The 24,333-nt window shown below is 69.1% G+C and carries 19 protein-coding genes; 9 read left to right on the forward strand and 10 right to left on the reverse strand.

What is annotated here, in order from left to right:
- Positions 1 to 1,688 (forward strand): long-chain-fatty-acid--CoA ligase (locus D3H34_RS08445; RefSeq protein ID WP_205736695.1); only part of this gene is annotated, 1,688 nt, incomplete at its 5' end.
- Positions 1,689 to 1,691: 3 nt separating this feature from the next.
- Here the strand turns inward: D3H34_RS08445 and D3H34_RS08450 are convergent.
- From D3H34_RS08450 to ssb, 7 genes are all read right to left on the reverse strand, one after another.
- Positions 1,692 to 2,684 carry an LLM class flavin-dependent oxidoreductase gene (locus D3H34_RS08450; RefSeq protein WP_119553006.1) on the reverse strand — a complete coding sequence of 331 codons (993 nt, stop codon included), beginning with the start codon at positions 2,682 to 2,684 and terminating at the stop codon, positions 1,692 to 1,694.
- Between the two features lie 44 nt (positions 2,685 to 2,728).
- On the reverse strand, positions 2,729 to 4,393 hold the full coding sequence (locus tag D3H34_RS08455) for an FxLYD domain-containing protein (RefSeq protein WP_119553007.1): 1,665 nt from the start codon (positions 4,391 to 4,393) through the stop codon (positions 2,729 to 2,731).
- Positions 4,394 to 4,412: 19 nt separating this feature from the next.
- Positions 4,413 to 5,018, reverse strand: a complete 606-nt coding sequence (locus tag D3H34_RS08460; protein ID WP_119553008.1) for a hypothetical protein — start codon at positions 5,016 to 5,018, stop codon at positions 4,413 to 4,415.
- Positions 5,019 to 5,035: 17 nt separating this feature from the next.
- Positions 5,036 to 6,871, reverse strand: coding sequence for a VanW family protein (locus D3H34_RS08465; RefSeq protein ID WP_119553009.1), 1,836 nt, complete (start codon positions 6,869 to 6,871; stop codon positions 5,036 to 5,038).
- Positions 6,844 to 7,449: a DUF6891 domain-containing protein gene (locus D3H34_RS08470; RefSeq protein WP_119553010.1), complete on the reverse strand. Its 606-nt coding sequence runs from the start codon at positions 7,447 to 7,449 to the stop codon at positions 6,844 to 6,846. The genes D3H34_RS08465 and D3H34_RS08470 overlap by 28 nt, the downstream gene beginning before the upstream one ends.
- A gap of 297 nt (positions 7,450 to 7,746) precedes the next feature.
- Positions 7,747 to 8,127: a helicase SNF2 gene (locus tag D3H34_RS08475; RefSeq protein WP_119553143.1), complete on the reverse strand. Its 381-nt coding sequence runs from the start codon at positions 8,125 to 8,127 to the stop codon at positions 7,747 to 7,749.
- Between the two features lie 293 nt (positions 8,128 to 8,420).
- Entirely contained in the window at positions 8,421 to 8,966 is a 546-nt protein-coding gene (ssb, locus tag D3H34_RS08480) for a single-stranded DNA-binding protein (RefSeq protein WP_119553011.1), read from the reverse strand.
- 108 nt (positions 8,967 to 9,074) lie between these two features.
- On the opposite strand from ssb, the gene D3H34_RS08485 reads away from it, so the two are divergent.
- From D3H34_RS08485 to D3H34_RS08495, 3 genes are all read left to right on the forward strand, one after another.
- Positions 9,075 to 10,430 (forward strand): chloride channel protein, encoded by a 1,356-nt coding sequence (locus tag D3H34_RS08485; protein ID WP_119553012.1) that lies wholly within the window; start codon positions 9,075 to 9,077, stop codon positions 10,428 to 10,430.
- Between the two features lie 139 nt (positions 10,431 to 10,569).
- Positions 10,570 to 13,572: an excinuclease ABC subunit UvrA gene (gene uvrA / locus D3H34_RS08490; protein ID WP_286185565.1), complete on the forward strand. Its 3,003-nt coding sequence runs from the start codon at positions 10,570 to 10,572 to the stop codon at positions 13,570 to 13,572.
- Between the two features lie 47 nt (positions 13,573 to 13,619).
- Positions 13,620 to 14,513: a DMT family transporter gene (locus D3H34_RS08495; RefSeq protein ID WP_119553014.1), complete on the forward strand. Its 894-nt coding sequence runs from the start codon at positions 13,620 to 13,622 to the stop codon at positions 14,511 to 14,513.
- 2 nt (positions 14,514 to 14,515) lie between these two features.
- On the opposite strand, the gene D3H34_RS08500 is transcribed toward D3H34_RS08495, so the two are convergent.
- The 3 genes from D3H34_RS08500 to D3H34_RS08510 are packed head-to-tail and all read right to left on the reverse strand — an operon-like array spanning position 14,516 to position 18,541.
- Positions 14,516 to 15,286 carry a GntR family transcriptional regulator gene (locus D3H34_RS08500; RefSeq protein WP_119553015.1) on the reverse strand — a complete coding sequence of 257 codons (771 nt, stop codon included), beginning with the start codon at positions 15,284 to 15,286 and terminating at the stop codon, positions 14,516 to 14,518.
- A 1-nt stretch (position 15,287) separates the two neighbouring features.
- Positions 15,288 to 17,057, reverse strand: a complete 1,770-nt coding sequence (locus D3H34_RS08505; RefSeq protein ID WP_119553016.1) for a glycerol-3-phosphate dehydrogenase/oxidase — start codon at positions 17,055 to 17,057, stop codon at positions 15,288 to 15,290.
- Positions 17,054 to 18,541, reverse strand: a complete 1,488-nt coding sequence (locus D3H34_RS08510) for an FGGY family carbohydrate kinase (protein WP_119553017.1) — start codon at positions 18,539 to 18,541, stop codon at positions 17,054 to 17,056. The genes D3H34_RS08505 and D3H34_RS08510 overlap by 4 nt, the downstream gene beginning before the upstream one ends.
- 180 nt (positions 18,542 to 18,721) lie before the next feature.
- Between D3H34_RS08510 and D3H34_RS08515 the strand changes: the two genes are divergently transcribed.
- From D3H34_RS08515 to D3H34_RS08535, 5 genes are read left to right on the forward strand one after another with little or no spacing between them, the layout of a single operon-like run.
- Entirely contained in the window at positions 18,722 to 19,768 is a 1,047-nt protein-coding gene (locus D3H34_RS08515; RefSeq protein WP_119553018.1) for a substrate-binding domain-containing protein, read from the forward strand.
- Positions 19,765 to 21,300 carry a sugar ABC transporter ATP-binding protein gene (locus D3H34_RS08520; protein WP_119553019.1) on the forward strand — a complete coding sequence of 512 codons (1,536 nt, stop codon included), beginning with the start codon at positions 19,765 to 19,767 and terminating at the stop codon, positions 21,298 to 21,300. Before D3H34_RS08515 ends, D3H34_RS08520 begins: the two co-directional genes overlap by 4 nt.
- The gene (locus D3H34_RS08525; RefSeq protein ID WP_119553020.1) at positions 21,297 to 22,340 is read left to right on the forward strand and encodes an ABC transporter permease; all 1,044 of its coding nucleotides are present in this window, start codon (positions 21,297 to 21,299) and stop codon (positions 22,338 to 22,340) included. The genes D3H34_RS08520 and D3H34_RS08525 overlap by 4 nt, the downstream gene beginning before the upstream one ends.
- Positions 22,341 to 22,354: 14 nt before the next feature.
- Positions 22,355 to 23,335: an aldo/keto reductase gene (locus D3H34_RS08530; protein ID WP_119553021.1), complete on the forward strand. Its 981-nt coding sequence runs from the start codon at positions 22,355 to 22,357 to the stop codon at positions 23,333 to 23,335.
- A 49-nt stretch (positions 23,336 to 23,384) separates the two neighbouring features.
- Positions 23,385 to 24,236 carry a class I fructose-bisphosphate aldolase gene (locus D3H34_RS08535; RefSeq protein ID WP_119553022.1) on the forward strand — a complete coding sequence of 284 codons (852 nt, stop codon included), beginning with the start codon at positions 23,385 to 23,387 and terminating at the stop codon, positions 24,234 to 24,236.
- The last annotated feature ends 97 nt before the right edge of the window (positions 24,237 to 24,333 follow it).

Below are 24,333 nucleotides of genomic sequence, written 5' to 3' on the forward strand. Positions count from 1 at the left end.
CCCCCTGGACGCGCAACTACCCGCCCGGCATGCGCTGGGACGCTGAACTGCCGGTCAAGCCCGTGCAGCAGATGCTCGACGAGGCGGTCGCGCGCTGGCCCGATCACTCGGCCGTCGAGTTCATGGGCCAGTCCCTGAGCTACCGCCAGCTCGGCGAGGCGGTCGACCGCGCCGCCAAGGGCCTGCAGGACCTGGGCGTGAAGCCGGGCGTGCACGTCGGCCTCTACCTGCCGAACACGCCGCACTACCCGATCGCCTTCTTCGCCGTGCTCAAGGCCGGCGGCACGGTGGTGAACTATTCGCCGCTGGACGCCGAGCGCGTGCTGGCCCACAAGATCGAGGACAGCCGCACCGACATCCTCGTCACGCTCGACCTCGTGAACCTCTACCCGCTGATGGCGCGCCTGCTCGACAGCTCGCGCCTGAAGACGCTGGTGGTCGGCAGCCTCGGCGACTACGGCGCGGCAGGCGACAAGGTGCAGGCGCAACTGCAGGCCGCGGGCCAGGTCGCACCCGTGCCCACCGATGCGCGCCATGTGCGCTTCACCGACCTGCTCAAGAGCGAAGGCACGCACCAGACCTACCCGCTGGGCGACCTCGCCGAAGAGATCGTGGTGCTGCAGTACACGGGCGGCACCACAGGCCTACCCAAGGGCGCGATGCTCACGCACGCCAACCTCACATCGGCTTCGGCGCAGTACTACGAATCGACGCGCGGCGAGCCGCCGATCCTCGACGAAGGCAAGGAGCGCTTCCTGGTCGTGCTGCCGCTGTTCCACATCTTCGCGCTGAGCGCCGCGATGCTGCTGGGCGTGCGCCTGGGCGCGGCGCTGGTGCTGCACACGCGCTTCGATGTCGACGCGGTGATGAACGAACTCGCGGCCAGCAGGATCAGCGTGTTCCCCGGCGTGCCGACCATGTACACCGCCATCCTTTCGCACCCCAAGGCCAAGGAGATGGACCTGCGCTCGCTGAAGTTCTGCGGCTCGGGCGGCGCGCCGCTGCCCGTGGAAGTCGAGCAGCGCTTCTTCGAGCTCACCGGCTGCCACCTCAACGAAGGCTGGGGCATGACCGAGACCTCGCCCGTGGGCACCTTCACGCCCGCGCGCGGCGTGCGCAAGGCGGGCTCGTGCGGCATGCCGCTGCCGCGCGTGCACATCAAGCTCGTGAACCTCGACGACCCGACGAAGGACGTGACCGCGTTCGGTGAACCGGGCGAGCTGTGCGTCAAGGGACCGAACGTGATGAAGGGCTACTGGAACAACCCCAAGGCCACCGCCGAGTCGATGACGGCCGATGGCTACTTCCGCAGCGGCGACGTCGCGAAGATGGACGCCGACGGCTACCTCTACATCGTCGATCGCACCAAGGACATGCTGCTGTGCGGCGGCTACAACGTCTATCCGCGCGTGCTCGAAGAGGCGGTGTACGAACACCCGTCGGTGGCCGAGGTCTGCGTGATCGGCGTGCCCGACGAGTACCGCGGCCAGTCGCCCAAGGCCTTCGTGAAGCTCAAGGACGGCGCGGACGAACTCACGCTCGACACGCTCAAGAGCTTCCTGAAGAACCGCCTGGGCAAGCACGAGATGATCGGCGCGCTCGAAATCCGCGCCGAGCTGCCCAAGACCGCCGTGGGCAAGCTCTCGAAGAAGGACCTCGTGGACGAGGAAGCCCGCAAGCGGGCGTGATCCTCAGGCCTTCTTCTGACCGAAGGCTTCGGCCAGCAGTTCGTACGAGCGCAGCCGGGCGGCGTGGTCGAACACCTGCGAAGTGATCATGAGTTCGTCGGCGCCGGTGCGCGCCACGAATGCTTCCACGCCCTGTTTCACCGTCTCGACCGAGCCCACGGCCGAGCACGACAGCACCGAGTCGAGCAGCGCGTTCTCCGCCGGCCCGACCTTCTGGCGATAGCCTTCCACCGGCGGTGGCAGGCGCCCGGGACGGCCGCTGCGCAGGTTCACGAAGGCCTGCTGCCACGAGGTGGCGCGGAACTCGGCCTCGGCGTCGGTGTCAGCCGCGAACACGTTGAAGCCCAGCATCACGTAGGGCTTGCTCAACTGGGCCGAGGGCTTGAAGGTCTCGCGGTAGATCTGGATGGCCTGCATGATCTGCTGCGGCGCGAAGTGCGAGGCGAAGGCGTACGGCAGCCCCAGGTGCGCCGCGAGCTGCGCGCCGAAGGTGCTCGACCCGAGGATCCACACCGGCACCTCGAGCCCCGCGCCCGGCACGGCGCGCACCGCCTGCTGCGGGCTCTTCGACATGAAGTCCATCAGCTCCATCACGTCCTGCGGGAACTGGTCGGCGTCCGACTCCAGGTTGCGACGCAGGGCGCGCGCGGTGCGCTGGTCGGAGCCGGGCGCGCGGCCCAGACCGAGGTCGACACGCCCCGGGTACAGCGACTCCAGCGTGCCGAACTGTTCGGCGATCACCAGCGGCGAGTGGTTGGGCAGCATCACGCCGCCGGCGCCGATGCGGATGGCGGACGTGCCCGCGCCCACGTACGACAGCAGCACCGCCGTGGCCGCGCTCGCAATGCCCGGCATGCCATGGTGCTCGGCCAGCCAGTAACGCGTGTAGCCCAACTTCTCGCCGTGCTGCGCCAGCGACAGCGAGTTGCGGAACGACTGCGCGGCATCGCTGCCTTCGGTGATCGGGGAGAGGTCGAGGATCGAAAGCGGAATCATGGCGCGATCATGGCGCGAACCGCCCCATGCCGTCACGCACGGGGCTATTCGGTTTGGTATAGCGTCCCGACGCTCGCGAAATCGCGGCCATGCTGCGTCACGTGGACCTGGAAGGGCACGCTCTCGCCCGGTGCGATGGCCGGCAGGTTGTCGATCATCTTGAAGCCGGTCAACTGGTCGTTGCGGTCGCGCAGGCTGACCCACAGGCGCACCTTGGCCGCGATGGCCGTGCCGGGGTTCTTCACCGTGCCCGTGACCTCCACGCTCTTGTAGCTGAAGCGCTGGCTGAAGTTGAGCAGCACGCTGCCGGTGCCAGCCTTCGTGCCCGTCACCTGCACCTCCAGCGGCTTGCGCGGACCGGGCAACGCGGCGCGGCGCATCGGCTTCCATTCGACACGGGTCTGCGTGATGCGGTCCACGGCCCTCGGCTCGAGCAGGATCGGAAAACGCTCGCCCGGGTACAGGTAGGCCAGCTCGTCGATGCGCGTGGAGCCGTCGGCCGTGCTGCCGTTGAAGCGCGAGATCACGGCGCCGGGCGTGATCGCCACGGCGTCGGAGCTGCGGTTCACCAGCTCGGTCATGAAGAGCGGCCGCTGGATCGTGCTGCGCCCTGCCACCAGCGGCAGAAGCTCGAGCTGCCGCAGGTCGAAGCGCTCGCTGTCGTCGGCCAGCAGGTCTTCGGTGCTCAGCCGCAGGTCGGTGTGGAAGACCTCCGGCGCACCGGTCGTGCGGATCACGCGGTCGGCGCTCAGTACCGCCGTGCGCGACCCCGAAGGCGTGACGGTGCGATAGCCGATGCGGTAGTCCCAGGCCGCGATGGCGGCGCCGCGGCCGAAGCGGTCGATGTTGAAGTCCACCGCGGTGCGCCCGCCCGGCTCCAGCGTCGAGCCCGTCGCATGGCCCCGGCCAGCACCGATCACCTGGCCGGCGTCGTCGTACAGCGTGACCAGCGCCTCGATGCTGCCCAGCGCCGGCGCACCAGCGGCGCCCGCATGCACGAGGCGGCCGGCCAGGCGCACGCGCTCGCCCTGCTGCACCAGCCGCACGCGCGAGAACGCAAGGCGCGGCCCCTCGGCGGCGCTGCGCGGCTCGGACAGTTTCTCGACCGTCACGTCCTGCCGCGTCACGTTCTTGCCCGAGGGCAGGTCGACCAGCACGGGCGCAGATTCGCCCGGCATCAGCACGTCGATCGGCAGGGACTCGCTGCGTTCATTCAGCCGCGTGTCGCCGTCGTGGAACACCACCTGCAGGCTCGCCCGTTCGAGCGGCCGGCCGGTCTCGTTGCGCGCCAGCACCAGCAACTTCGGCCGCTCGCCGACCAGCACCTGGCGCGGCTCGGAGAGCTTCAGGCCGTCCGTGGGGATGGTGCGATCGACGATCGCGCGTGCCACCGTGGGCGCGTTGTTCCGCTTGCCCGACCCGAACAGCAGCATCGCGACCTGGATGGCCAGTGCCACGCCGACGAAGCCGATCACGACGAAGCCGATCGTGCGCAGCATCTGCTTCTGGCGCAGCGCCTGTTCAGCCGCGATCTGCTGGCCGGCGTGGTGCTTGACCTGCTGCAGCACGCGCTCGAGGCGGTCGGACACGTCGTCTTCCACCAGCGACATCGAGCCGCAGTGCGAGCAGGTGTATTCATTCAGGCCGGTGCGGCGCAGCGAACTGCTGCCGCACTCGCCGCATTTGAGGGTCTGCAGGTCGATGCTCATATCTCTTTTCTCTTGTCCCTTACCAGCCGAACACGTCGACGATGCTTTCGGCCGCCGAGGCGCTGCCCAGCAACGGCACGAGGCGTTCGACCAGGCGCGCGCGATGCAGCGGATCGACCTCGCAGTCGTCCTCGTTGGTGAAGATGGCGTCGCCTGCTTCGTCCCACACCTGGCCGATGGTGCCCAGGCAGGCGGCCATTTCGAAGATGTCGGCGAAGAGCGGCTCGTCTTCCTCCCATGTGCCCGTGCCGTGCATCGCGAACTGGATCGCGCCGGTGCGCAGGTCGAAGATGAACGGGTCGGCGCCCTGGTCGGCCACCACGAGCCAATGGTCAGGCCAGTCGGCGATGCGCTCGCCCGTGATGCCGTGCCAGCGGTAGCCGGCCTGCAACTGCCACAGGCGCGAAAGCGCAGGAATGCTGAACGGGTTGCCGGTGGTCGGCACGGTGAGCCCCGCGTAGCCCACGCGTTCGTTGACCCATTCGCCGAGCGGCCCGACCTGTTCATAGAAGGTGGCGATGGCGGCGGGCAACGCCAGTTCGCCGTGCCAGTGCTCCGCGGCGGATTGCGGCGCCAGCGCGCCATGGGAAGCCAGGGCCGCGCGGGCCTGTTCGATCGATGCCACGTGTGTTCTCTCTCTGTTCAGGCGGTGCGCACGGCCTGCTGCAATGCGGTGCGCAGCGCGTCGATGTCGCCAGGCGCGATCTCGCACACGCCCGGCAAACCGCCAAGGCCGCACGCCGTCGACGCCACGACGGGCACGCCGGCCGCCACGGCGCGCAGCACCGCGCGCGGCGCATGCTCGACGTGCGCGGGCAGCACGACGACTGCGGCACGGGCCAGCCAGTCGCCTTGCCAGTTCATGTGTTGCATGTGTTCGATGCCCTGCCAGAGCCGCGCGTCGTCCGACGGCGAACCCAGCACGCACAGGCGGCACGGCCAGCCTTGCAGTGCGGCCGCCAGTTCGCGCGCGCCCTTGCGCGCCAGCGCGCTCGCGGCGAAGACGACGAGCGGCGGTTGATCGTGCTCGCTGTGCGTGGCCTTCGCTGCCTTCATCTGAGGCAGCGTCCAATCGAGCCGCTGCAGCGTGGCCTGCGGCGCGCACATCGCCATCGCGCGCGCCACCTCGGCATGCGGCGTCACGACGACCGCCGCGCGCGCGAGCGCCAGCGCTTCGTCGCGCACCAGCGACGTATCGGCACGGAAGTCGCACAAGGAGGCATCGCCGGGCCAGCGCTGCGATGCGGCATCGAGCCGCTGTTCGATGTCGGTCATTGGCAGCGCACCGGCCAGCACGGTGATGCGGCGCCCGTCGAGCGCACCGATGCGCTGCAGGTGCGGCAACAGCGATTGCTCGACCACCAGCTGCGTGTGTGCGGGTTCCAGCCGCGCGGCAAGGGCCTGCGCAAGCCAGCGCTGACCGTCGATCAGGCTGGCCTGCCGCCGGCCCGCGTGCCGTGCCCAGAGCCGCTGCCACACGGCACGCCGCAGGCTGGCGGTCCACGCGGTGGTCACCGCCCCCTTCGTCGCGGGCTCGCGATGCCACCCCGCCGCAGGCACGCGCCAGAACGCGAGCCGCAGCGGCGCGGGCTGCATGCGTTGCGCCTGCGGATGCATTTCGCGCAGGTAGCGCGCGAACTCCGGCGTCCAGCCATCGACGAACACGGCCGTGCGTCCCTCGGCGCCGACGTCGATCGACGGGCGATGGCGAAAGCACGTGGTCTCTTCGCAGCTCAGGCAGCCGCGCGCCAGCGGCAACGCGGGCGCGGCGTCGTCGTTCGTGCGCCGTAACGTGAGGGGTGCGGCCAGCACCGCAACCGCCCGCGGAGCGCGCGCGCGAATGCGCACCACGAGTTCCGAGTCAGTCACCGCTACCTCGAGCCGCCATGCATGAGAAGCGCGCAGCTTCACGTCGACGTAGTTCCAGAACACTGTCGCATCGACGGCGTCGCTGTCCGGTGTGTCCGCCTGCTCGATGCGCGCCGTGTGCCCGTGGCGCTCGACCAGCTCGAACCCCGCGCGGACGGCCACGGTGGCGAGCGCATTCGACAGCTGGCACAGCCCGCCGGCCAGCGTCGGCACCACGCAACCGCCGCGCACCTCGCGTCCGAGCACGAAGCCGCGCCCCGCGCCCGGTCGGCCCAGCTGGCGCCAGAAGCTCATCACCTCGCCGCCCGGCACCTCGATGGCGTCGAAGGCAGGTCGTGCCACGCGCAGGTTCTGCACCTTGCCGGCCACCAGCGGAAATTCATCGGCCCGGCCGTCGGACCACAAGGGGGTGCGGTACTGCGCGAGCACCGGCGCATCGGCCAGTGCGTGAGCGCCGCCTGGCCAGCGCCGGGCCGTCGGCCGCAGGGTTTCGCGCAGGGCGTGGGCCGTGGCGAGCAGCCGCGAGCGCAGCCAGAAGTCGATCGCGTCGATGCGGCGCGGCGGCTGCCAGGCCTGCACGCTCACGCGGCCGGGCCTCGCTTGCGCCACTGCCCGAGGTCGGCCTCGATGCGTTCGTTGATGTTGCCGCTCCATTGCGCACCGAAGCCGGCGTCGCGCAGCAGCTCGACGATGCGGCGGCCCACCGTGACGGTGTTGGCCTCGCGCTGTGCGATCTCGGGGATCATGCCGCCGCTGAACGCAAGGTACAGGCGCCCGGTGCGCACCGCGCCGTCGAGGTCCTGCGAGTGATAGAAGCAGCAGCCGCGGATGCCGGACTCGAGCCGCCCGGCCGCGCGCCATTGTTCGCGCACGTCGTCATGCCCGTCGGACAGCGTGTTGCCGGCGCGGTGCAGGGCAATGATCTTTTCGCCGCGCAGTTGCGCGAACACGGCTTCGAGCCGGTCGTACTCGGTCTGCGCGGGCCACTGCGCTTCGGCGGCGCGCTTGGCGGCGCAGGCCCGCGCAGTCTCGGCCTTGATCCAGGCGCGGTCCTCGGCGGTGAGCTCGTCCGGATCGAGGTACTCGTCGGTGATCATCCAGCCGATGTCGGCATCGGGATGGAAGCCGCTCCACACCAGATCGTGGATGCGTCCGCGCGTGTCTTCGGGGTCGAGAGTGAGGGCCATGCGTAGTGGGTCGTCGCTTGGTCGGCGACGGATCGTGCTTTCGTTTTGTGCGGTCGGAACGACGCTCGATTCTCGCGTGTCCGCACCACCGCGATGCGTTAATGCGAAAGCATGCGCTTGGCGGCCATCCCTTCCGCGCCCAAATCATGAGGGATGCGCAAGGCCAAGGCAATGTGACTTTCGGCCAAGATTTCACGGTCATCGCCCATTAAAAAAGCCGACCCTGCGTTGGCAGGGCCGGCTTTTCATGAAGACCTGGAACGTTCGCCGATCCCATCGGCGAAGCATTCGGACCGCTTACAGCGGCAGGGCGTCGCCGTGGGCGGCAGCGCGGGCTGCAGCACGAACCGCAGCGCGGTCGACGGTGCTGGCGACGATCGGAGCCACGCCCGACGAAGCGCCTTCGGCATACGGGTCGGCGCTGTGCGCGGCGGCCACGGCTTCAGCGCGGACGGTAGCGCGGCTGGTGTTCGAGACGATCACCTGCGCGGGGCCTGCGTTGGCACCGGTGGCGTAGGGGTTGGCGCTGTGCGCGGCCACGACGGCTTGGGCGGCGACATCGGCGCGGCTGGCGGCCGAGGTCAGGCGATGTACGCCTTCGTAGGTTTCAGCGTGGGCGGCGCCGGCAACGGCCATCAGGGCAACAGCAACGGCGGAGAGGAGCTTCGAGGCGGTCATCTGGATTTCTTCCTTCTTCAATTCAAGTTCTTGCTTGGGTTGTCGAACCGGTCTTGGGTTGAAGGCTGGTCCGTGAGATGAATTGTGCGCCTCGATCTAGGTAAAAACCCGTAGCAAAACGAACCACGGTGTTCACAGATTCGAAACAATTGAAGGAAAGCGGGTGCGCAGGGGCGCTCTGCATGAGGGGACAAAAACAAAACGCGCGCCCCCTGGTCGGGAACGCGCGTTTCTGTTGAATCGCACGACGGGCCGCGCGTCCGCCCCGAAGGAGGCGGCTGCGGCTCGCTGGATCAGAACGGAATGTCGTCGTCCATGTCGTCGAAGCCCGACGACGACTTGGCTGGTGCCTGACGCGGCGCCGGTGCCGGAGCACGCGGTGCTGCAGCCGGGGCACGCGGGGCGTAGCCGCCACCGCCGCCGCCGCCACCTTGCGAGTAGCTACCACCACCGCCGCCGTAGCCGCCGTCGTCGTCGCTCGGACCCGACGGGCCACCCTGGCCCTGGCGGCTGCCCAGCATCTGCATCTGGTCGGCGCGGATTTCGGTGGTGTATTTTTCGATGCCGTCCTTGTCGGTCCACTTGCGCGTGCGCAGCGAGCCTTCGACATACACCTGCGAGCCCTTGCGCAGGTACTGGCCGGCGATTTCTGCCAGGCGGCCGTTGAACACGATGCGGTGCCACTCGGTGGCTTCGCGCATTTCGCCGCTTTGCTTGTCTTTCCAGCGATCGGTGGTGGCCACGGTGACGTTCGCGACCTGATCGCCGCTCGGGAAGGTCCGCATTTCGGGGTCGCGCCCCAGGTTGCCGACGACGATGACTTTATTGACCGATGCCATATGCACTGCCCCTGATAAGTAGATGAAGGAGGAGGTTGAGAGGAACCCTCCATTGTGCCCCAAGGCGGTCGGCCGGATGCCCCGCGGATGCCAGAATGGGCCTTGCCGATGAACCGCGAACCTGACTTTTTCGAGCATCTGCGCGCCGAGCTGCGCGGCGGTCGCGCCTGGCTCGACCGCGCCGTCGTGCTGGGCTATGCCATCGCGGCCGGCCTCTTCGTGGTGGGGTTCACCTTCGCCAGCGACTGGGTCTTCGGCCAATTCCACCGCTTCTACAGTGCCTGGCCCTGGGCCGTGTTGCTGACCACGCCGCTTCTCGCGGCCGGCATCGTCTGGGTCACGCTGCGCTTCTTCCCCGGCGCGGGCGGCTCGGGCATTCCGCAGATCAAGGCGGCGCTGCACCCGGCCCTGCCGCCGGAGCGCCGCTTCGCCTTCGCCTCGCTGCGGCTGACGGTCGCAAAGATCGGACTGGGCGTTGCCGGCTTCGCGGCCGGGCTGTCGATCGGGCGCGAGGGCCCTTCGGTGCAGGTGGCGGCCGGGGTCATGCAGCATGCGCGGCGCTGGCTCTCGCCCGGCACCACCATCGATGGCCGTGCGCTCCTGGTGGCCGGCGGGGCCGCCGGCATCGCCGCCGCCTTCAACGCACCGCTGGCGGGTGTGGTGTTCGCCATCGAAGAGCTGTCGGGCCGGCTCGAGGCACGCGCCAGCGGGTTGATCATCACGGCCATCGTGCTGGCCGGCCTGGTGGCGGTCTCGGCCTTCGGCAACACCAGCTATTTCGGAGTGATCCGCGTGCCGCGCCTGGGCTGGGACGCCCTCTGGCCCGGCCTGCTGGTCACGCTGCTGAGCGGCGCGGCCGGCGGACTGTTCGCGCGGCTGCTGATCGCCTCGCTGACCGGTGCCCCGGGACGCTTCAATCGCTGGCGGGCGCGCTATCCGGTGCGGTTCGCGGCCTGCGGCGGGCTGGCCGTGGCCGTCATCGGGCTGGTGACGGGCGGCGTCACCTTCGGTGCGGGCTCCGAGGCGGTCAAGCAGATGCTGCAGGGCCACGACCAGCTCACGCCGCTGTACACCGTGCTCAAGTTCGTGGCCACCTGGCTCACGGCCTGGTGCGGCGTGCCGGGCGGCATCTTCGCGCCCTCGCTGTCGATCGGCGCGGGCATCGGCGACGCGGTCGCCCAATTGGCCAGCAGCGACCTCGGGCCGGCGCTCATCGCGATGGGCATGGCGGGCTTCCTGGCCGCGGTGACGCAGGCGCCGCTCACCGCCTTCATCATCGTCATGGAAATGGTCGACGGCCATTCGATGGTGCTCAGCCTGATGGCTGCGGCCCTGCTGGCCAGCCTGATCTCGCGGATGATCAGCCGCCCGCTGTACGACACGCTGGCCGAGCACATGGTCGGGCGGGCCATCGGCGCCGACAAGCCGGTACAGCCACCGCCGGTGACCTCCGCCTCGCCATGAAATCCGCGGCGATCTATCATGTCCGGTTGCCCTCGGACGATCGCCCCCTTTGAACTCCAAAGCCATTGAACAAGCCGCCGCCGCAGCCCGCGAGGACGCAGCGGACCGGGACCGCGAACGCGACGCCTACCTGGGCGCGGTGCTCGCCCAGCAGCGCATCAGCATCCGCGGCGCGCGCACCCACAACCTGAAGAACGTCGACCTCGACATTCCGCGCAACAAGCTGGTGGTGATCACCGGTTTGTCGGGCTCGGGCAAGTCGAGCCTGGCGTTCGACACGCTGTATGCCGAGGGCCAGCGGCGCTACGTGGAAAGCCTCTCGGCCTATGCGCGGCAGTTCCTGCAGCTCATGGACAAACCCGATGTCGACGTGATCGAGGGCCTGTCGCCCGCGATCAGCATCGAGCAGAAGGCCACCAGCCACAACCCGCGCTCCACCGTGGGCACGGTGACCGAGATCCACGACTACCTGCGCCTGCTGTACGCGCGCGCCGGCACGCCCTTCTGCCCCGACCACCACCTGCCGCTGCAGGCACAGACGGTCTCGCAGATGGTCGATGCCACGCTGGCCCTGCCCGACGAGCCGCGCCTGATGATCCTGGCGCCCGTGGCGCGCGAGAAGAAGGGCGAGTTCGTCGAGCTGTTCACCGAGATGCAGGCCGCCGGCTACGTGCGCTTCCGCGTCGACGGGCAAACGTACGAATACAACGACCTGCCCAAGCTCAAGAAGACCGAGAAGCACGACATCGACGTCGTCATCGACCGCCTGCGCGCGCGCCCCGACATGCAGCAGCGCCTGGCCGAGAGCTTCGAGGCCGCGCTGCGACTGGCCGAAGGCCGCGCCATCGCGCTGGAGCTGGGCGCCGAGGGTGCACCCGACAAGGAACACCTGTTCAACGCCAAATTCGCCTGTCCGATCTGCCACTACTCGCTGTCGGAACTCGAACCTCGCCTGTTCTCGTTCAACTCCCCCGTGGGCGCCTGCCCGAGCTGCGACGGCCTGGGCCACCGCGAAGTGTTCGACCCGGTGCGCGTGGTGGCGTTTCCGTCGCTGTCGATCGCCAGCGGCGCGATCAAGGGCTGGGACCGCCGCAACGGCTACTACTTCAGCATGGTCGAGAGCGTCGCCAAGCACTACAAGTTCGACGTCGACGCGCCCTTCGAATCGCTGCCGGCCTCGGTGCAGCAGACGCTGCTGCACGGCTCTGGCGGCGAAGAGATCAAGTTCAACTACACCATGGAATCGGGCAACTTCGCGGGCAAGAAGCTCACGAAGAAGCACCCCTTCGAGGGGATCATCCCGAACATGACGCGGCGCTACCGCGAGACCGATTCGGTGATGGTGCGCGAAGACCTCGCGCGCTTTCGCAACCAGCAGCCCTGCCCCGATTGCGGCGGCTCGCGGCTGCGGCGCGAGGCGCGCAACGTGTTCCTGGTGGACGACGCGGGCCACGTCGGCGCCGATGGCGGCGAGCCCCCGCGCATGGCGATCTTCGAACTGAGCCGCCTCACGCTGCGCGATGCCTTCGCGTGGTTCAACACGCTGAAGCTGCGCGGCGCCAAGGCCGACATTGCCGACAAGGTGGTGCGCGAGATCGGCCTGCGCCTGAAATTCCTCAACGACGTGGGCCTGAACTACCTGAGCCTGGACCGCAGCGCCGAGACGCTCTCGGGCGGCGAGGCGCAGCGCATCCGGCTGGCGTCGCAGATCGGCTCGGGTCTCACGGGTGTGATGTACGTGCTCGACGAGCCCAGCATCGGCCTGCACCAGCGCGACAACGACCGGCTCATCGGCACGCTGAAGCATCTGCGCGACATCGGCAACAGCGTGATCGTGGTCGAGCACGACGAGGACATGATCCACGCCGCCGACCACGTGATCGACATGGGCCCCGGCGCCGGCGTGCACGGCGGGCGCGTGATGGCGCAGGGCAGCTACGCCGAGGTGTCGGCCAACCCCGAGTCGCTCACCGGCCAGTACCTCTCGGGCGTGAAGAAGATCGAGGTGCCGAAGCATCGCACCGCGTGGCTGCCGGCCGTGAAGAAGCCGGCCTTCAACGAAGGCAAGAAGCCCTCGCGCTTCCCACAGAGCCCCGCGGCCGAACGCCGCGCGGCGCGCGAGGCGGCGCACCTGGCCACCCAGACCGACCTGCAGGAAATCCGCGTCGTCGGCGCCACCGGCAACAACCTGAAGAACGTGAGCGTGGCCTTCCCCGTCGGCCTGCTGACCTGCGTGACGGGCGTCTCGGGCTCGGGCAAGTCGACGCTGGTGAACGACACGCTCTACACCGCCGTGGCACGCACGCTGTACCGCGCGCACGAAGAGCCGGCCGCGCACGAATCGGTGGAAGGCATCGAGTACTTCGACAAGGTCATCAACGTCGACCAGAGCCCCATCGGCCGCACGCCGCGCAGCAACCCGGCCACCTACACCGGCCTGTTCACGCCCATCCGCGAGCTGATGGCCGAGACCAACACCGCGCGCGAGCGCGGCTACGGCCCGGGCCGCTTCAGCTTCAACGTGGCCGGTGGCCGCTGCGAGGCCTGCCAGGGCGACGGCGTGGTGAAGGTCGAGATGCACTTCCTGCCCGACGTGTACGTGCCCTGCGAGGTCTGCCACGGCCAGCGCTACAACCGCGAGACGCTCGAGGTCCAGTACAAGGGCAAGAACATCGCGCAGATCCTCGAGATGACGGTCGAGGTCGCGCACGAGTTCCTGAAGGCCGTGCCGACCATCGAGCGCAAGCTGCGCACGCTGCTGGACGTGGGCCTCTCCTACATCAAGCTCGGCCAGTCGGCCACCACGCTGTCGGGCGGCGAGGCGCAGCGCGTGAAGCTCGCGCTGGAGCTGAGCAAGCGCGACACCGGCCGCACGCTGTACATCCTCGACGAGCCGACCACCGGCCTGCACTTCGCCGACATCGAACTGCTGCTGAAGGTGCTGCACCAGCTGCGCGATGCGGGCAACACCATCGTCGTGATCGAGCACAACCTGGACGTCATCAAGACGGCCGACTGGCTCATCGACATGGGCCCCGAAGGCGGCGCCGGCGGCGGCACGGTGGTGGGCGCAGGCACGCCGGAAGACATCGCGGCGAACGAGACGAGCCACACGGGCCGCTACCTCAAGCGCCTGCTGTAGCAGGCACCGCCTGCACGAATGCCCGGGCCACGCCACAATCGCGGCCCATGCCTTCCTTCACCCCGCGCCAGTTCGTTCTTCTCGTGCTCCTGACCCTCGCGTGGGGTTTCAACTGGCCGGTGATGAAGCTCGGCGTGGCCGACTACCCGCCGCTGGCCTTTCGCGCGATCTCGATCTGGCTGGGCGTGCCCGTGCTGGCGCTGGCACTGGTGGTGATGAAGGTGCCGTTCCGCGTGCCGCGCGCGGCCTGGCCCGAGCTGGTGTGGCTGGGCGCGACCAACATGTTCGTCTGGCACGCCTGCATCATCCTGGCGGTGAAGGCGCTGTCGGGCGGACGCGCCGCGATCCTGGGCTACACGATGCCGGTGTTTTCGGCGGTGATCGGCGCGATGCTGTTCTCGGCCGTGCTCACGCGCCGCGCGTGGACCGGCGTGGGTGCCTGCGCCATCGGCGTCGGACTGCTGCTGTGGCACGAGCTCACCGACTTCGCGGGCCGCCCCGGTTACGTGGCGCTCGCGCTCGTGGCCGCCGCCACCTGGGCGCTGGGCACGCAGCTGCTGCGCCATACGCGCATCGGCCTGCCGACGCTCACGCTCTCGTTCTGGATGACGCTCATGACGGCCGTGGTGATGACGGTGCTGTCGTTCCTGTTCGAGCGCGACCAGTGGCGCTCGCCGGGCGCCGTGACCTGGGGGTCGATCGCCTACAACGCGGTGCTGATCTTCGGCTTCGCGCACGCGGCATGGTTCTACCTGGCGCGCGGCCTGCCGCCGGTGGCTTCGACCCTGAGCGTAATGTTCATCCCCGTGCTCGGCGTGTTCAGCGGCGCCGTGTGGCTCGGCGAGGTCGTGCACTGGCAGGACTGGGTGGCGGTGGCGCTGATGATGGTCGCCATCGCCTCGGTGCTGCTGCCTTCACGCAGCAGCAGCGCGAAGGCCTGAACTCAGGTCGTCGTCTGCACGTGCAGGCGACTGGTCTTGCAGCGGTGCAGCGCGCGGTAGTGCTCCAGCGGCCGGCCGTTGGCGCCGTAGGCGATCGACTCGATGCGCAGCAGTGGCTCGGGCTGCGGCAGGTCGAGCAGGCGGCAGGTTTCGGCGTCGGGCAGCACGGCGTCGATCCAGCGTTCGGCGCGCACCAAGCGCACGCCGTACTGGCGGCGCAGCACGTCGTACAGCGACCGGTCGTCCAGCCGCGTGCGGTGCAGGCCCGGCGCCAGGTCGGCGGGCACGGCCGTTTCGACCAGCAGGCGCAGCTCGCCATCGACGCTGCGCAGGCGCTTGAGGCCGACCACCTGCGCGTCTTCGGCCAGGCCGAGCGCGGCGGCTTCCTGCGCGGTGGCGGTGCGCAGTTCCTGCACGAGGATCTGCGTGCGCACCGAGCGGCCCTTGCGTTCCATCTCGTCGGAGAAGCCCAGCACGGTGGAGACGAAGTCTTCGTCGCGCTCACGCGCCGACACGAAGGCGCCGCGCCCCTTGATCTTGTAGATGAGGTTGTTGCGCACCAGGTCGGCCAGCGCCTCGCGCACCACGATGCGCGAGATGCCGAACTGATCGCCCAGCTCGGCCTCGGACGGCAGCTTGGCGCCGATGGGCAGCACGCCCTGCAGGATCTGCAGGCGGATGGCGTCGCGGAACTGCGCCCACAGCGGCGCGTCGGAGTTGCGGTCGAGCGAGGTCGACGCGGTGTCGGTAGCGGTGGGGGTGGTGAGGGTCACGTTAGGTCGGGCCGAGGACGGGGCTGGCCATCAATGATGCATCGAAAGCGGAAGGCGACGGCTCGTTGGCCGCCACCGGCTGCAGGCGCACGCCGTGGCGCTCGCGCAGCGCGGCGGCGCAGGCGCTGAGTTCCTGGTGGGCGCGGACCGCATCCCAGCCGAGGGCTTCGGCGGCCACGGCGGCGATCTCGGCGAGCGCCTCGTCGGTGACCAGCCCGCGGATGGCCAGCAGCGTGCGGCGGATCACGAGGTCGTCCAGGTGCACCACGCCGGTCTCCATGCACAGGTAGGAGAGTTCGGCCGCCGAGTACTCGGGCGCGTGCTGCAGTGGCGTGTCGCCCGAGGCCGCGAGGCGCTGCGCCAGCGGCAGCGCCTTCGAGCCGTAGCGGCGCAGCAGACCCAGCGCGCGCGCGCGGCCCAAACCCGAGGTCGCCGTCATCTTGTCGACGAAGCGCTCGGTGGTGGCCGCGTCGGCGGGCAGCTCGGCGCCGCCGCCGATGGGCAGCGACTCGGTCGAGGCAGTGCGCGAGCGGCCCAGGTGGCGCAGCACGTGGTCGGTGGCCTCCTCGGCCAAGGCACGGAAGGTGGTCCACTTGCCGCCGACGAGGCCGACGATGGGCACGTCGCGCGTCGCGCTCGGCGGGTCGACCACCACCGAGTGGTCCCGCGAGATCTGCCCCGGCTTGTCGGCATCGGAACGCGCGAGCGGGCGCACGCCGACGTAGGTGTAGATCACATGGTCGCGGTCGAAGGCCATGTTCGGGAACACCTCGCGCAGCACGTCGATCAGGTAGTCGATCTCGGCCGGCTCGGTGACGATCTGGTCGGGGTCTTCCACCGGGATGTCGGTGGAGCCCACCAGCACGCGGTCGAGGAAGGGATAGACGATGCACACGCGCCCGTCCACCGCCTCGAAATAGGCCATGCGGCCTTCGAGCGCATCGCGCAGCGCCGGGTGGTCGAGCACGAGGTGCGAGCCCTTGGTGCCCATCACGCGCGGGCCGGCGCCGCCGAGCACGGCATTGCTGCGGTCCAGCCAGGCGCCGGTGGCGTTCACCACGGTGTCGGCCGTGACGCGCACCAGCGCGCCGGTGATCTCGTCGCGCAGCGTGAGGATGTTGCCCGCGCAGCCCGTCACGCGGCAGTAGTTGGCCGCGGCTGAGCGCGGCTGGTCGCGGCAGGCGTCGCCGATGAGTTCGAGGATCAGCCATTCGGGATGGCTGATCCAGGCGTCGAAGAAAGTGGCGGTCCAGCGGATGGCGGCGCGGAACAGGCGGCGGTCGTTGGTGGGCACGCGGCTGATGCGGTGGCCCGGCATCACGCGCTGGCGACGGCCCAGCAGGTCGTACAGGCGCAGGCCCGCGGCCACGGCCAGCAGGCCGCGCGTGCGTTGCGGCGGCGTGCGACCGAAGAACTTGAGCGCGCTGCTCAGCAAGCCACCGAAGAAGCTCGACAGCGGCACCACGGTCTTCAGCGGCTGCACCAGGTGCGGCGCGTTGCGCAGCAGCAGGTTGCGCTCGCGCGTGGCTTCGGCCACCAGCGAGAAGCTGCCGTTCTCCAGGTAGCGCAAGCCGCCGTGGATCATGCGCGAGGGCGCGCTGCTGGCACCGGCACCGAAGTCGCCCTTGTCGACGATGAGGCAATCGACGCGCTGCAGCGAGAGGTCGCGGAACACGCCCACGCCGTTGATGCCGGCGCCGACGATCACCGTCGAAAAATGACGCCCCTCAAGAGAGGCCGGGCGGACGAAAGGCAGTTGCCAGGCGCTCATGACGCACCGCCCGCGAGATGGTTGAAGACTGGAGACATGCGATCGATCAGTTCGTTGAATTCGGCGTTGAAATCGGCATGGGCCCGCGCGTCGCGCGCGTCGGGCTCAATGAGTTCGCAAGGCGCGCGCAGCGGGCTGGCGGGGCCGGCGTCGTCGAGGTCCTGCGACATCGCGGCATAAAGCGCGGCGCCGCGCGCGCCGGTTTCGTCGTCGGCGCAGCGCTCGACCGGGTGGCCCAGCAGCGCCGCGAGCAGACGCACGAGGCGCGCGTCGCTGGCACCGCCGCCCAGCACGCTGGAGGCCGACACGGGCAGGCCCTGCGACGCGAGGCGCGCCGTGTGACGCGCATGCAGCGCGGCCACGGCATCGACGACGGCACGCGCCATGTCGGCCGGTGTGTGGTGGCTCTTCAGCCCGACGAAGCCGGCCGTGATGCCGCCCCCGCCGTTGATGAAGGGCAGAAAGCGCAGCCCGTTCGCGCCCAGCGGCACGCCCATGGCCAGGTCGACCACGGCGCGCGCATCGGGCAGCCCGAGCGCGCCGGCCAGCCACGCGATGTTGGCCATCGACGAGGGGCTGTTCTCCATGTACAGGCGCTCGCGCGTGCGACCGAAGTTCACGAGCGCGGCGACCTCGGGCTGGGGTTCGATCACCGGGCCGATGACGGCGTTGACGCACCACGTGCCCAGCACCGACACGGCGCGGCCGCGGTCTTCGGCGCCGATGGCGGTCATCGAGGCGAGCAGGTCGATGGCCCCCATCGCCACCGGAATGCCGGCGGGCAGGCCGCACAGCGCCGCCTCTGCAGCGCGCAGCCGGCCCATGGTCTGACCGCTGGGCACCAGCGGGCCGAAAGCGCGCGGGCCGAGGCCGGCGATGCCTGCCGCCTCGAAGGCGAAGCTCGACCAGTCGCCGGTGGCCAGCGTGAGCAGGCCGGCGGTGCTGGCGTCGCTCGCGTCGGTGGCGATCTCGCCGGTCAGCAGGAAGCCGAGGTAGTCCTTGGCGAACAGCAGGCGGTGCAATTCGCCGCGCTGCACGGCGTCGGCGCCCAGCAGTTCGGCCGCGATCACCGTGGGCTGGCCGGGCCAGGGGCGGCAGCCCACGTCCGCGAACAGCCGGTCGCCATGGCGCACCGACAGCGCGAGCGCGCGGGCATCGGCGCGCTGGTCGGTGGAGGCCACGGCGCGGCCGCCCACGAGTTCGTGCTGTGCATCGAGGGCGTACAGGCCCGCGCCGTGGCCGGTGCAGCCGATGGCACACACATCGGCCGCGCGCGGGCCGAGCTGGCGTGCCACATCGCCGAGCACCTGGGTCAGCCCGGCGCGGATCGCCGCCGCATCCACCTCGCATCCGCCGCCGGGCAGCCGCGCATGCCGCAGGGGCAGGCGCGACACGGCCAGGCTGCGCCCGCTCCCCGCGTCCAGGGCCAACGACTTCAGGCTGCTCGAGCCCATGTCGATGCCGATCAGTATTTTGGTCTTCATGTCATAACAGCTTCGGCGGAAAAAAAGACTGTCACCAGTAGCGTTTCCCCTAGTTATCTAGTGAAACGGCCCGCCATTACATTCTATCCTGTCATAACAACTGTCGTGACACCACGGTCCACAGGTCCGCCATGAAACGGCGGGCCGAAAGCTCTGCCAGTCAACGTGAGGAGACAAAGAATGAGGCGTAATTTCCTGAAGTCCGCAGCCGCTGCCGGGATCGGTCTGGCCGGTGCGAGCGCGTTCGCGCAACAGCAATCCGCAGCCCCCGCAGCCGGTGCCGGCCTGCGCGGCAATGCCAGCGACGTCTACGTGATGAACGTGATGGTCTCGGGCGTCGAGTACTGGTTCCCGGTCTACGAAATGATGAAGCAGCTCGGCCGCACGCTGGGCGTTCGCACCCGCTACACCGGCACGCCGGAGTACGACGTGAACAAGCAGCTCGCATCGTTCGAGCAGGAACTGGCGCGCAAGCCCGCCGGCATCCTGCTGCACCCGATGAACCCCGATCCGTTCATCGAACCCATCAACCGCGCTGCGGCGATGGGCATCCCGGTCGTGACCTTCGCGGCCGACTCGCCGAATTCGAAGCGCACCTCGTTCATCACCTCCGACAACGACCGCGAAGGCAACCAGGCCGCCGACGCCATCGCCGCGTCGCTCAACGGCAAGGGCGAGTACGCCGTGCTCGAGAACCCGGGCCAGGACAACCACGACCGCCGCATCGCCGCGTTCGTCAATCGCATGAAGACCAAGCACCCGGGCATGAAGCTGGTCGGCCGCGCCGCCAGCAACCAGGACCCGAACAAGGCCTACCAGGCGGTGCTGAGCCTGGCGCAGGCCAACCCGAACCTGGGCGCCCTCTTCATGCCCGAGGCCAATTCGGCGCTCGGCGCGGCGCAGGCCAAGGTTGAGACCAAGAAGAACATCAAGGTGATGTGCTGCGACGTGAACGCCAAGATCCTGGACATGATCAAGTCCGGCGACGTGTTCGGTGCCATCAACCCGAACCAGGGCATGCAGGGCTACATGGGCATGATGATGCTGTTCCTGGCGAAGAACCCGGGCCTCATCGACCCCATGAACGACGCCAAGCGCAACGGCACCAACCCGATGGCCGTGCCCTTCCTGGACAACGGCCTGGCCGTGGTGAGCAAGGCCAACGCCGACGACTTCTACTGGGACAAGTACCTCGCCCGCCGTGGCACCAAGGGAATCGGCGAGTGAGCACCCCTGCCGCATTGCTTGAACTGCGCGGCATCGCGAAGCGCTTCGGCGCTTCGCGTGCGCTCTCGGGCGTGGACTTCTCGCTGCAGGCCGGCGAGATCCACGCCCTGTGCGGCGAGAACGGCGCGGGGAAGTCGACGTTGATGAACATCATCGACGGCATCCACCAGCCCGACGAAGGCACCATCGTGCTGCGCGGCGACACCGTGGTCATCGACGGCCCCGCGCACGCGATGCGCCTGGGCATCGGCCTGGTGCACCAGGAGATCGCGCTGTGCGCCGACGCCACCGTGGCCGAGAACATCTTCATGCCGGAGATCAACACCGGCAAGCAGGCGTGGATGAACTTCTCCGCGCTGAACACGCGCGCCGCCAAGGTGCTGGCGCGCCTGGGCCAGGACATCGACCCGGCCGCGTTCGTGCGCGACCTCAGCATTTCGAACCAGCAGCTGGTGGAGATCGCCAAGGCGCTCACGCTGGACTGCAAGGTGCTCATCCTCGACGAGCCCACCGCCGCCCTCACCGACAACGAATCGGCCGCGCTCTTCAAGGTGCTGCACGACCTGAAGGCACAGGGCATCGGCATCATCTACATCAGCCATCGCATGGCCGAGATCTTCACGCACTGCGACCGCGCCACCGTGCTGCGCGACGGGCGCAATGTGCACAGCGGCCCGCTGGCCGAGCTGACGCCCGACGAGCTGGTGCGCCGCATGGTCGGGCGCGACCTGGGCAACTACTACCCGCCCAAGCAATCCACGAATGCCGCTGACACCAACGCGGGCCCCGTGCTCGAAGTCGACGGCATCGCCGACGACGATCGCGTGCACGGCATTTCCTTCACGCTGAAGCGCGGCGAGATCCTCGGCATCGCCGGGCTCATGGGCGCCGGGCGCAGCGAGCTGGCCGAAACCATCTGCGGCCTGCGCCCCGCGCGGCGTGGCCAGGTGCGGCTCAACGGCAAGACGCTGGCCATCCGCAAGTACAGCGACGCGGTGCGCGAGGGCATCGCCTACCTCAGCGAAGACCGCAAGGCGGCCGGCGTGTTCCTCGATCTGCCGATCGCGCAGAACATCTCGTCGATGGCACTGCGCCGCGTCAGCTCGGCCATGGGCCTGCTGCAGCGCGCCACCGAGCACCGGCTCGCGGTGCAGCTGGGCGCCAAGCTCAACCTGAAGTCGGACGGCGTGGCGATCGAGGTGTCCAGCCTGTCGGGCGGCAACCAGCAGAAGGTGGCGATCGCCAAGCTGCTGGCCACGCAACCGGCGGTGCTGCTGATGGACGAGCCCACGCGCGGCGTGGACGTGGGCGCGAAATCCGAGATCCACCACATCCTGCGCGACCTGGCCGACCAGGGCGTGGGCGTGGTGGTGATCTCTTCCGAACTTCCCGAGATCATCGGCCTGTGCGACCGCGCACTGGTGATCCGCGAAGGGCGGCTGGCGGGCGAACTGGCCCATGACGAGATGACGGAGGAAGCCCTGCTGCGGCTGGCCTCCGGACTTTGCGAACCCGAAGAGGCAATGGCATGAACTTTCCGACCAGAATCGACGCAGGCGCTGCGGCCACGGCCACAGCCGGCTCCCTGCAACCCCGCCGAACAGGAGACGACCCCGTGAAGCAGGCCAACAAGCTCACGAGCATGCGCGAAGCCGGGCTGGTGATCATCATCCTGGCGCTGTGCGTGGCGATGAGCTTCGCATCGCCCTACTTCCTCACCTGGGACAACGTGCGCGCGATGCTGCTGTCGTTTTCCATCGAGGGCATCGTGGTGGTGGGCATGACCATCCTGCTCATCGTCGGCGGCATCGACCTGTCGGTGGGCTCGGTGGTGTGCTTCGCGATGGTGGTGACCGGCAAGCTCTTCCTCATGGGCATGGACCCATGGCTCGCGAGCCTGGTGGCCATCGGCATGTGCGGCCTCATCGGCGCGATGATCGGCGGCTGCGTCACGCGCATCGGGCTGAACCACTTCATCGCATCGCTGGCCTTCATGGTGATCGTGCGCGGCCTGTGCCTGGCGCTCACGCAGGGCACGCCGCAGTCGCTGTTCTCGTTGCCGGCCGAGTTCAAGTTCATCGGCCAGGGCACGCTGTTCGGCGTGCCGGCCGTGATCCTGATCTTCCTGGCGATCGTGATCGTGAGCGACTTCGTGTTGCGCCGCTCCACCCTGCTGCGCCGCGTGTTCTACACCGGCAGCAACGAGAAGGCCGCGCTGTACGCCGGCATCCGCGTGGGCCGCGTGAAGTTCTGGGTCACGGTGCTGTGCTCGGCTTCGGCGGGCCTGGCCGGCGTGATCTACACGGCGCGCTTCGGCGCCGCCACGCCCACCTTCGGCATGGGCATGGAACTCAACGTGATCGCGGCCGCCGTGATCGGCGGGGCCAGCCTCAAGGGCGGCTCGGGCACCGTGCTCGGCGCGGTGCTGGGCCTGGCGCTGCTGTCGGTGGTGACCAGCTCGCTGATCCTGCTGGACGTCTCGCCCTACTGGCAGGACGTGATCAAGGGCCTGATCCTGCTGGCGGCCGTGACCATCGACCACATCCTGAACACGAGAAAGACCAAGCGATGAGCAGTGCAAAGCCAATGAAGAAGACCACCCTCGGCCCCTCGGGCATCGAATGCTCGGCCATCGGCCTGGGCACCTGGGCCATGGGCGGATGGATGTGGGGCGGCGGTGACAACGCCGCCGCCGTGATCGCCATCCAGGCCTCGCTCGATGCGGGCGTGAACCTGATCGACACCGCGCCGGCCTACGGCCTGGGCCGCTCCGAGAGCATCGTCGGCACCGCGCTCAAGGGCCGCCGGCAGGACGCCGTGATCGCCACCAAGTGCGGCCTAGTGTGGCACACGCAGCAGGGCACGCACTTCTTCGACGAAGACGGCCACCCGGTGTACCGCTACCTCGGGCGCGACTCGATCTTCCACGAATGCGAAGAGAGCCTGAAGCGCCTGCAGACCGACTACATCGACCTGTACATCACGCACTGGCAGGACCACACCACGCCCGTGGCCGAGACCATGGACGCGCTGCTCGCGCTCAAGAAGCAGGGAAAGATCCGCGCCATCGGCGTGAGCAACGTGACGCCCGAGATCCTTTCCGAGTACCTGAAGCACGGCCCGGTCGATGCGGCGCAGGAGCGCTACAGCCTGATCGACCGCGAGATCGAGACCGCGCTGGCGCCGCTGTGCAGCGAGCACAACGTGGCGGTGCTGGGCTACTCGTCGCTGGCGCTGGGCCTGCTGGCCGGCCCGATCGATCCCGCGCGCGAATTCAAGGGCGACGACCAGCGCGCCACCAACCCGCGCTTCAGCGAAGCCAACCGCGCCAAGCTCAAGGCCTTCTTCGACGCGCTCGAGCCGCTGCGCACGCACCTGGGCTGCTCCTTCGGCCAGATGATGATCGCGTGGACCGTCGCGCGCGGCACCGTCTCGGTGGCGCTGTGCGGCGCGCGCGTGCGCCAGCAGGCCATTGAAAACGCGGGCGCCGGTTCGGTCGTGCTCGACGGCGAAGCCCTGCAGCTGATCGATGCCGCGGCCAAGCGCCACCTGGATGCGCTCGCCTGAGCGCGCCCGCCTTTCTTCCCATCCTTCCTCAACACGGAGTTCTTCCTTCATGTCGAAAGACAAGACCGCGCGGCTCAACCGCCTGCTGCACAACGGCCGCTGCCTGGACATCGCGCTCGACCACGGCGTGTGCAACGAGCCCACCTTCCTCGACGGCCTGGAGGACATGCCCGGCGTGATCGACAAACTCGTGGCCGCCAAGCCCGATGCGATCCAGCTGAACTACGGGCAGTCCGACCTGCTGCAGAACCGCCCCGGCCGCGAGCGCCCCGCGCTGGTGATGCGCCTGGACATGGGCAACCCCTACAACGCCACCCGCCACCGCGTGATGTGGGCGCTGCTGCAGAACCAGGACGACCCGGTGCTGCCCGCGGTGCAGATGGATGCGGCCTGCGTGGTGGTCAACCTCTTCATGCTGCCCGACGAGCCCGACCTGTTCCGCCAGTGCGTGCAGAACATCGCGCGCGTGCGCGCCGACTGCGACCGCTACGGCATGCCGCTGATGATCGAGCCGCTGGTGATGCAGGCGCCCACCGCCAACAGCCGCTACTCGGTGGACGGTGACGCCGAGAAGATCGTCACGCTCACGCGCTTGGCGCGCGAGATGGGCGCCGACATCGTCAAGGCCGACCCCACCACCGACCCCACCGACTTCCACCGCGTGGTGCAGGCCGCGCGCTGCCCCGTGCTCGTGCGCGGCGGCGGACGCGAAGACCTGCAGCAGGTGTTCGCGCGCTCGCGCGTGCTGATGGACCAGGGCGCCGTCGGCATGGTGTACGGACGCAACGTGTACCAGCACGCCAACCCCTCGGCGGTGGTGAGCGCGCTGATGGCCATGATCCACAACGATGCGAGCGCCGAAGCGGCCTGGAGCATCTACGAATCGGGTGGCGTGAAGTAACCACGCCGCACTGACGCCTCCGCGAGGAGGACCGAGAGAGCAAGAGAGAAAGAAGCTGTACGGCGGGCAACGCACGCGTTGCCCGCCGGGGGTGCGC

It is taken from the genome of Acidovorax cavernicola (assembly GCF_003581445.1).